Below are 8,838 nucleotides of genomic sequence, written 5' to 3'. Positions count from 1 at the left end.
GCTCTCTTACCAGGGGCTTCGCCAGTTCGCACGCCGAGTGAGCGCCAATCAGCCTGCGGGGCAACGTGGTTCAGCGGCAGGATGAAAAAGGCTCAATGTGTCGATGGTCGGATAGCGGTGCAGCGCATGATTGGTCACGATGAACGGCTGGCCCGGTACCGCGTCGACAAATCTGTATTGACGGGAATCGCCGTCGATTTCCAACACTGTCGCCGCACCGGATTCGTCGGTGATGAACCAGTGCAGGTTCGTCGTGCCGGGACAGAACAGCGACTGTTGCAGAATGACCGACTTCGCTTCGTCGACCGTGCTCGCGGAATTGAGCACACAGCCGGGCAATTGCATCGCGCTCACGCCGTTGCTGTAACCACCGGCGGTGCCCGCGCCGATATTGCCGCGGTCGCTGTGATCGACCAGCGCGACGATCATCAGACCGGCGTCGTTGACCCCGTCCATGCCGGGACTCAACAGATCGTGGCAGCCCAGTTGAGCGACCGTGCGACCGGACTGCGGGACCGTGGTGGTCAGCACCGACCGACTGCACGAACCGTGTTCACCCGGGGTGGGCGGTAGTCCGTGTTGGCTGCTGATTGTTCCCGCGAACCAGTCGAGGTTGCGGCCGAACATCGGTCGGCCGGTGGTGGTCAGCGCGGCGGGAAACCACACCACCGTGCAGCCGGGTGGCGGTGCGGGCAGGTCAAATCCCAGGACCGAGCAGTCGTAATCCTGTGCGACACCAAAGGTTTGGGCCACCCCTCGGGCCCGCGCTGCCATCGTCGGATAGTTCTTCTCGAAGTAGGCCTGCCGCGCCTGGCCGTAGATCGGACTCGCGTAGGGAGCTAGCACCGTGCCGAAGTCACTGCGGCTCAGTGTCGCGAGGTCCGCACCGATGTCGGTGTCGGTGCCGCGCACTGTCAGCGCGCGGACCGACACGTAGTCGCCGGGAGCGGGCGGAACCAGATAGCTCGTCGATGTCCCCGACGAGCAACGCCCACCCGATGCGGTTTTCGACCTCGTCCTCCATCTCACAGGAACAACGCCCGAGGAAGTCCTCGCTCGCATCGCCGAGGGAATCGGTGCAGGCCAGCCACCGAGTGGGTCTGTGCATGAATCGACCAGCTGGCTGCGCGTTCAACTCGGCAAGCGCCCACTGACGACCATCGTCATCGACGCGCTCGATGAAGCGGTCGAGCCATTGACAGTGGCCAGGGTCATCCTGCGCAGCCTCGCCGAGCAACCCAACGTCCGGTTACTGGTCGGGACCAGGAGCAGTACCAGCGAAGGCCCCGATCACCCCGCCACCGACGTCGACCTGCTCGACGCGCTCGGTCAACTGACTGGCCTGATATCGGTCGACCGCGACGACGACGCGATCGAACGCTACGTCATACGGCGACTGCACCGCGCGGACGATGTGGCCCCAACGACACTCGACATCGCGGCGTTCGCCCGCGCGGTCCGCGCACGGCGCCGCCAATTTCTGTTCGCTCGCTTGGCTGTGCATGAGGTTCTCGCCGACGAGCGCTGGCACCTGCCCGCGAACTGGGACGCCCTCCTCGGCCACGATCACCAGCATGTGTTCTCCGTCGCGGTCGAACGTTTGGCCACCAAACATCGAAGTCATCTGCCGCTGTTGTGGGCTCTCGCGTTCGCACGCGGGCGCGGAGTTCCCGACCAAGGTGGCCTGTGGGTCGTGCTCGCGCGCGCACTCGCCTCCGACCACGACATCCATGACGACGACGTCTCGCCACCGGCAGCCACGATCACACGGTGCGGTTGTGGGACCCGGTCACCGGCCACCCGCACGGGCCGCCCTTGACCGGCCACACCGGAGGGGTGGCGGCGGTGGCGGCGGTGGCGTTTCCTGATGGGCGGACCCTGCTCGCTTCTGGTGGAACCGATGGCACGGTGCGGTTGTGGGACCCGGTCACCGGCCACCCGCACGGGCCACCCTTGACCGGCCACACCAGCTGGGTGACGGCGGTGACGGCAGTGGCGTTGCCCGATGGGCGGACCCTGCTGGCCTCTGGCAGCGAAGATGGCACGGTGCGGTTGTGGGACCCGGTCACCGGCCACCCGCTCGGGACTCCCTTGACCGGCCACACCCGCGGGGTGACAGCGGTGACGGCGGTGGCGTTGCCCGATGGGCGGACCCTGCTGGCCTCCGGCAGCGACGATCGCACGGTGCGGTTGTGGGCCCTGAGCGATACTCGTTCGTGGTCTTGCAAACTGAGTATCGACGTGGGCGCACGGGTCGAAGATCTTTGTGCGCTCGGACTGACCGTGTTTGCCATCGCCCTGGGCACTGACGGAGTGGCGACGATCAGTGTCGCCGAAGCGGCGAGGCACTGACTGAGTCAGAGATCTCGCTGACCGGCCCCGATTCGCCGGGTCCGCTTGGCTGGCAGGTCGGGTCATATCCCATTAGGAAGCCGACCCGATCAGCGGGTATGCCGCCGGGTCCCGCCAACGCCTCCGTGTTGCAGTCGCCTAGGCAACACCAACCTGGCCGCCGATAAGCCGGTCTTATCGGCGGCCAGAACCCGGATTCAGGGCTGCTACGCCGTCGATTCAACCCGCTCGATCGAGATCACCTGACTGACAGGCATTGCGTAGACCTGCCCCGCGAGCCTCGACGCGTCGGTGCTGAAGAAGATGACCAACGAGTCCTTCTCCTCGAAGTGATGCGCCTCCACGGTCTTCGATCCCGGGACGCCGTCATTGATGCGGAACTCCGCCATGTTCAATCCTCCTGTGTTGAAAGAACAAATCCGGTGAACGCTACGCGTGCAGTCCGACAAGTCCATGCTGGCCAACCCGCGATGACCACCACGACCGATAGGCGGGGTTGGTCAGCACCCTGCCTGGAACGGGAAGCACTGACCACTCCCGCCGATCGGAGTCTGCGGCTCCGGCTCCGCCGACGCGGGAGCCACCACCCCGGCTTGTCCGGGCCTGGACGGGTGGACCTCGGTAGGGCGGTCCTCACCCCCGCCGGCTAGCAGCGCGATGGCGCCGAAGACCGCGGCTGCGGCGACGACGAGAAACCCCAACGGGGAAGAACCTCGCGACCTGCGCTCGTGAGCGCGGACACGTCGCCCGTTTCGCATGTGTGCACGTACTTTGTGGACTGCCATAGCCATGCAGCATGACAGCACCCACCGACACCGACTGCTGTTGATCTTGTTGCGGCACAGTCAAATTCAGCGCCACCATGGACGATCTCGGCTACGGAGGCGACTGGTAGCCCAGATCGAGCCCCAGCACCCCACAGGACTTGCACCTCGGGATATAGCTGCCTAGCCATGCGGGATAATGGATGCCCAACTCCAAGGCGCGACAGCGTATGGTGCTCAAGATGCGGAGTTCGGACACGCACCTGGCATCTCATACGGTGGCGTGGCGCCTCGTTATAGGCGCTGCGAGTGCTGGCTTCGGAATGCTGATCGGTGCCACGATCGGAACGCTCACCTTCGGACGGGGCACCGTCGGCGCCGAAGTTGCGGTGATCGCAACGGTTCTGGGCACAACCTTGCTGTCCGGCATCTGGATGCAGCAGACCGGCACCTTCACGACGTCGATTCGCCGGCGGATGCATGGCTCGCCGACTCTCCGGCCGTGGGAGGGTTCGCCGGTTCGTGCGGAGCGGTCTTCTCATTGCCAGCGGTGAGGGACTTGATGCGGCCCAACGCCATCACTGCGTAGCGGCCGAGGGTGATTGCCCCAAGTACCGTGCTGGCGCTGCCACTCAAGACCCCGACGCCTACCGCCATATGCAACGGCATACCGGCGAGGTAAACGGCAGCCGCAATACCCGCCGCGAACACGACGAAAGCCGCGCCAGCCGCCAAGACCAGCATGACCACGGTCGACCGCGCAACCTTGAGCGTGCTCAGCGAGTAGTCGAGCAAGTTCGTGTAATAGGAGTGGGTCTCAGCGTTGGTCGCTCGCGTCAGCTGTCGATCGAACACGTCGATCACACTGTATGGCACCTGACTGATCCGCGGCGTCATCGGCGACGAGTCCCCTTGCGGGGATATCGGATCGCTGACATGCCTGATGATCTGAACATCAGTTGAAGGTGCCTCCTCCATGGGAGGTGCACTGGACACGGCAGGCGGAACTACTCCGCGGCCGCGGTGTCCACCACGTCGCCGACGGCCGGGCGACGGCATCCGGGTTTCGGAATCAGGCATAAAAACCAGGAAAGCCCCGATGCAGGAGCACCAGGGCCAGGAACCAATTTCGTTTGACGCTAGCAGATTCCGTCGAAACGAACCCGCGAAGCGGGGCGTCACTCCAGATTCCCCAAGAAGCCGTTTTCGCAGCTCAGAGCGATATACAAGCAACAGCACCCATCAAAACCCATAAATGTGATTCACATCACATTTATAAACCCGCTGGTCAGAGGCTCGGAGACGTCACCTTTTTGAGGCACGACGGACCTGATGCGATGGCTGTATTCGATCGCCCGGCTACGCGGCCAGTGTGGGTGTTTCGCCCATTAAGGCCGGGCCGGTGTATGGGACCTTCGCCCGAGGCGGCGTGCCTACAGCCAGTCCTAGCGTTGGGGCATGAGCGTTGCGAAGACCGAACGGAACGTGGACCCGATCACCGACCGTGTCGTCTGTCGGATGTGACGTGCTGGGTTGGGTCGTAATGTCCTGGATATGAGCGCCGCGACGACTAACGAATATGCGGCCTACACCGTCTGCCGCGGCAGCGGCGTGGCTTCGATCAGCTCGCGCAATGCCGTGACGTCGCGGGCGAGGTTGCGTTGCAGCATCCGCGCCAGCAGCCGCCCGAACGGCCGTTGCATGCCGTGCGGTGTGATGCACAAGTCGAGGCGAACCAAGCAGTGGTTGGGTGATCGCGCGGTCACCGTGCGGGCGCCCTCGGCATCGGCACCGGCGACGGTGCGCCAGGTCATCCGGGCACCGGGTGTGACGGTGGTGACCTCGCCGAGGTTGTGCCAAGTACGCCCGGCGAACCGGAGCTGCTCGGTGGTGCGGGCCCCGGGGGTGACGATGCCGGGCGGGTCGGCGGTCATCGCCACCACCCCGGTGCGCCAAGACGTGTCGTTGGCGTAGTCGGCAAGTACCGCCCAGACCTGCGGGGCGGGCCGGTCGACGGTGGTCTCTGCGGAAAGTTCGAAGACGGTCATCGCCCGGCCTCCAGCGCGGTCAGCATGGCGGGCGTATCGACGTAGGCGTCGAAACCAACTACCCGGTCCCCGCGCAGGCTCCAGACGTGCACCTCGGGGACGTCGAAAGCGGTCGCTCCGGTTCGGGTGGTACCCGAGGTGCGTCCGCTCTGTACCACGGCCTCGCCGGCGGCGAACAGGTGCTCGCAGGTCACCTTGCTGTCGATGTGGGCCAGCAGGGTGGTGAAGAACTCGACTGCGCCCTCGTGGCCGTGATGGTGCCCGCCCCAGGGCAGTTCGGCGGCCTGGTTGATCTCGATCTCGGGATCGAAAACGCGGGGGATCACGCTGAAATCCCGGTCGTCGAAGGCCCGGTAAACCCGTGCAATGAGATCGAGGTTGGAATGAGACATGGTTCGGCCCTCCCGATGGCATCGGCGGAGACGGTCCGAGCGGCCGGTTGGCGGCTCTAGCCGACTATCGCGCGGCGGTGTTTCAGTCCTGCTACAGCGGCTGCGTTCCCGCGCCGAGCTCGGGTCGATCAGTGCGCGTGACCGTACCGACCAGCTCGATGACGGCCGTCCAGCTCATCTCGCGACCGGTCTGCTGTTCGTCTGAGCGCAACTCGGTGGCCAGCAGCCGATCCATCCGCGCGACGACAGCGGGGTGGGCGAACTGTGCGTAGCGGCGCGGGTCGGCGCCGACGCGGGCGGAGTGGTGCAGCGCTGCCGCGCGCAGCCGGATCGCCTGGTCCGGAGCACCCCGCACGAGCAGGGCATAGGTTGCGGCGTACACGGCGCCCAGCGCGTCGGAGATGTTCGACTGCCGGGCGAAGACGGCCAGCGCACGATCGATGGCGATGAGGGCTTCGGTGGCGCCGTCGGTGTCGTCCGGGTCGGCCAGGATCGCCCAGGCCAGCACCACATCGGCCATGCCTTCGCACCACAGGTGACCGCAGTCGGCGCTGAGCTCTCGCGCCGCCCGCAGCCAGCGCAGGGCCTCGCTGCGGCGACCTTCCAGCAGCGATACCGTTCCCTGCCCGAACTGCGCGCAGCCGCGGATCCAATCCGGCGTGGATAGCCGGTCGACCTCGGCCACGAGCTCATCGACCGCTATCCGTGCGGTCGGCGGGTCGCCGAGCGCGGTGAGCGCCAGCGCCCGGTACATCAATGCGTGCAGCCACAGTTCACGCTCGTCGGCCGGCCCGCCGAGCAAGGCCATGGCGGCATCGGCGCACTCCAGCGCTTCGTCGGCGTCGCCGGCGTGGAACGACACGATCGACAAGCCGAGCAGCCCGAACGCCTGCTCGGCGGAGGTTGCGTCGGTCGCGGCATCCAGCGCGGCGCGGATGAGGGCGCGACCGACTGCCACGCTGCCGAGCACGCTCCACGCGAACTGCAGCGCCGCCACCGTGCGCAGCGCTGCGGCCGGATGGTGCGCGAGATCGTAGCCGATGCCGGCGCGGAGGTTCGGCAGCTCCGCAGCCAGCGCCCGATAGGCCCCTCCGGCCTGATGCCCGGTCAGCAACACCGACTTCTCGGCAACGAACGTACGCGCCCACCGCGCATGGGCGGCCAGGGTCGCCTGCGGGTGGGTATCGACGTCGCGGCAGTAGCCGCGGATGGTTTCCAGCAGGCGATACCGGGTGCCGGACGCGGTGCGATCGATGGTGACCACCGACCGGTCGACCAGCGACGCCAGCGTGGCAAGCACGCCCGCGCCCAGGTCGTGGGGTTGCGTGGCCGCAGCCGCCTGCCAGGTGAATCCGCCCTCGAACGGCCACAGCCGCACCAGCACGGCCCGATCGGTCACGCCGAGGTTGTCGATGCTCCATCCCAGGGCCGCCTGCAGAGTGGCGTGCCGCGACAGCGATCCGCGCGGCGTGGAGCCGAGCACATCGCGCCGGTCGCGGATATGGGCGGCGATCCCCGCCAACCCGAACGCTCGCTCCCGCGCGGCGGCCAGCTCGATGGCCAACGGAAGTCCATCCAACATCGCGCAGATATCGTGCGCGGCAGCCCGGTCGCCCGCGCTGGGATGCCATCCCGGACGGCCCGCCCGCACCCGATCGAACAGCAGGCGCACCGCAGCGCCGTCGTCGCCGTTGACCACCGGCAGCGGTTCGAGAGTCAGCACATGCTCGCCATCGACGCCCAGCGGCTGTCTGCTGGTGGCCAGGATGCGCAGTTCCGGGCAGGCGGCAAGCAACCTCACCACGAGGTGCGCCACCGGCTCGACCAGGTGCTCGCAGTTGTCGAGCACCAGCAGCCCGGGTTGCATCGTCAGCGCACGGCACACCAGAGGAAGCGGATCACCGGAGTACTGGACCAGCGACAGCGCGGTCGCGATCGCGGTCACCGCGGCGTCGCCGTCGTTCACATCACCCAGGCGCACGAACCACCAGTCGACCGGTGCGCCGGCCGCTGTGCAGTGCTCGATCGCCAGCCGGGTCTTGCCGACACCGGCGGGACCCACCACGCACACCATGCGCTCGTTGGCGAGCAGCTCGCTCAACACCCCCATGTCGTGATCGCGGCCGAGGAACCTGGACAGCGGCCGCCGCCGCGGCGGCCGCTGTCCAGGCCGGGAAACCGACTGCACGCGAGGCGATTCCACCAGCAGGCCGGGATCGTGGTCGAGCATCCGGCGCTCGAGCATCCGCAACGCAGGCCCGGGTTCCACACCCAGGTCCTCGACCAACAGCTCGCGCACACGCCGCAGTTCGGCCAGTGCCTGGACTTGACGACCGCTGCGATACAGCCCCAACGCCAGCAGCTCCCAACGTCGCTCACGAAACGGTGCGGCGGTCACCGCCTCACTCAGGTCGGCCACCGCCGTCGTGGTATCGCCGCACGCCAGCCGGGCAGCCGCAAGCTCCTCGACCGCGACCTCATGCAACTCCACCAGCCGGTTTCGTTCCGCGACCGGGGTAAGACCCTGATCCAGCTCCGGCCACGGCTCACCCCGCCACAGCGCGAGCGCCTCGCTCAGCAATCGCGCAGCCGACACGGGGTCACCGGCGGTCTGCAGGCGCACCCCGTCGGTAGTCAGGCCGGTGAACCGGCCGTGATCGGTCTGCTCCGGCGGCACCGCGAGCAGATACCCGGACCCGCTGCGCTGCAACAGCTCTCGCGCGGTGGGACCGAACGCCGAACGCAACCGCGAGGCGACAACCCGCAGCGTCCCCGACGCCTGCCGCGGCTGGTCTTCACCCCACACCAGCTCGGCGAGGACCGCATCAGAGACCCCGGTGCCGACCGCCATCGACAAGGCCGCAAGAAACCGCCGCGGCACCGGGCCGCCCAGATCCAGGACGCAGCCGTCCACCTCGACCGTGATCGACCCCAGTGCCCGCAGGAACAGCACGTCGAAAGCCTAACCGAATCCAGGCCGAGGACCCGCCAGTTCGCCGACGACACCCGCACGGATCGTTGACAGCCGATGCGGAGAGTCTTGCGCTGAAGGTGAGCCAGTTCTGTGAAGCCCAGTTGGACTGAAGTCAGGGTGACACTGTGCAGGTCATAGACGGCATGTCGGGTGTGCCATCTCGGCGGAGGGCCAGAAGCCTGCGACGATGTCTGCCTGGTGAAGTTCGGTGCCGTCCGCCCCGGACCGTGCGCTGGTGAGCGGTTCGAACAACTTCTCGACGCGTGCGAGAACATCGCCGCGGAGTGTGGGCCCAGCTTCTTGGAGGC

At 67.0% G+C, this 8,838-nt stretch carries 7 protein-coding genes; 1 reads left to right on the top strand and 6 read right to left on the bottom strand.

Going from position 1 to position 8,838, the window contains the following annotated elements; all coding sequences use genetic code 11:
- Positions 1 to 48: 48 nt before the first annotated feature.
- On the bottom strand, positions 49 to 933 hold the full coding sequence (locus ACFWU5_RS23105; protein ID WP_379268763.1) for a linear amide C-N hydrolase: 885 nt from the start codon (positions 931 to 933) through the stop codon (positions 49 to 51).
- Positions 934 to 1,770: 837 nt separating this feature from the next.
- Here ACFWU5_RS23105 and ACFWU5_RS23100 point away from each other — a divergent pair.
- Positions 1,771 to 2,352, top strand: a complete 582-nt coding sequence (locus ACFWU5_RS23100) for a WD40 repeat domain-containing protein (RefSeq protein ID WP_379268761.1) — start codon at positions 1,771 to 1,773, stop codon at positions 2,350 to 2,352.
- A 206-nt stretch (positions 2,353 to 2,558) separates the two neighbouring features.
- Here the strand turns inward: ACFWU5_RS23100 and ACFWU5_RS23095 are convergent, their stop codons facing one another.
- The 5 genes from ACFWU5_RS23095 to ACFWU5_RS23075 all read right to left on the bottom strand — a co-directional run bounded on the left by ACFWU5_RS23095 (position 2,559) and on the right by ACFWU5_RS23075 (position 8,509).
- Entirely contained in the window at positions 2,559 to 2,741 is a 183-nt protein-coding gene (locus ACFWU5_RS23095; RefSeq protein ID WP_379268759.1) for a hypothetical protein, read from the bottom strand.
- 828 nt (positions 2,742 to 3,569) lie between these two features.
- On the bottom strand, positions 3,570 to 4,094 hold the full coding sequence (locus ACFWU5_RS23090; RefSeq protein ID WP_379268757.1) for a hypothetical protein: 525 nt from the start codon (positions 4,092 to 4,094) through the stop codon (positions 3,570 to 3,572).
- Positions 4,095 to 4,702: 608 nt separating this feature from the next.
- The gene (locus ACFWU5_RS23085) at positions 4,703 to 5,164 is read right to left on the bottom strand and encodes an SRPBCC family protein (protein ID WP_379268755.1); all 462 of its coding nucleotides are present in this window, start codon (positions 5,162 to 5,164) and stop codon (positions 4,703 to 4,705) included.
- Positions 5,161 to 5,556, bottom strand: coding sequence for a nuclear transport factor 2 family protein (locus ACFWU5_RS23080; RefSeq protein ID WP_379268754.1), 396 nt, complete (start codon positions 5,554 to 5,556; stop codon positions 5,161 to 5,163). Before ACFWU5_RS23080 ends, ACFWU5_RS23085 begins: the two co-directional genes overlap by 4 nt.
- 91 nt (positions 5,557 to 5,647) lie before the next feature.
- Positions 5,648 to 8,509 (bottom strand): ATP-binding protein, encoded by a 2,862-nt coding sequence (locus ACFWU5_RS23075; RefSeq protein WP_379268752.1) that lies wholly within the window; start codon positions 8,507 to 8,509, stop codon positions 5,648 to 5,650.
- Between the last annotated feature and the right edge of the window lie 329 nt (positions 8,510 to 8,838).

The sequence above is a fragment of the Nocardia sp. NPDC058640 genome, from assembly GCF_042716995.1.
In the GTDB taxonomy this organism is placed as follows: Bacteria; Actinomycetota; Actinomycetes; order Mycobacteriales; family Mycobacteriaceae; genus Nocardia.
The sequence above is the reverse complement of the archived record's forward strand: the minus strand, read 5'-3'. Positions and strand labels throughout refer to the sequence as shown.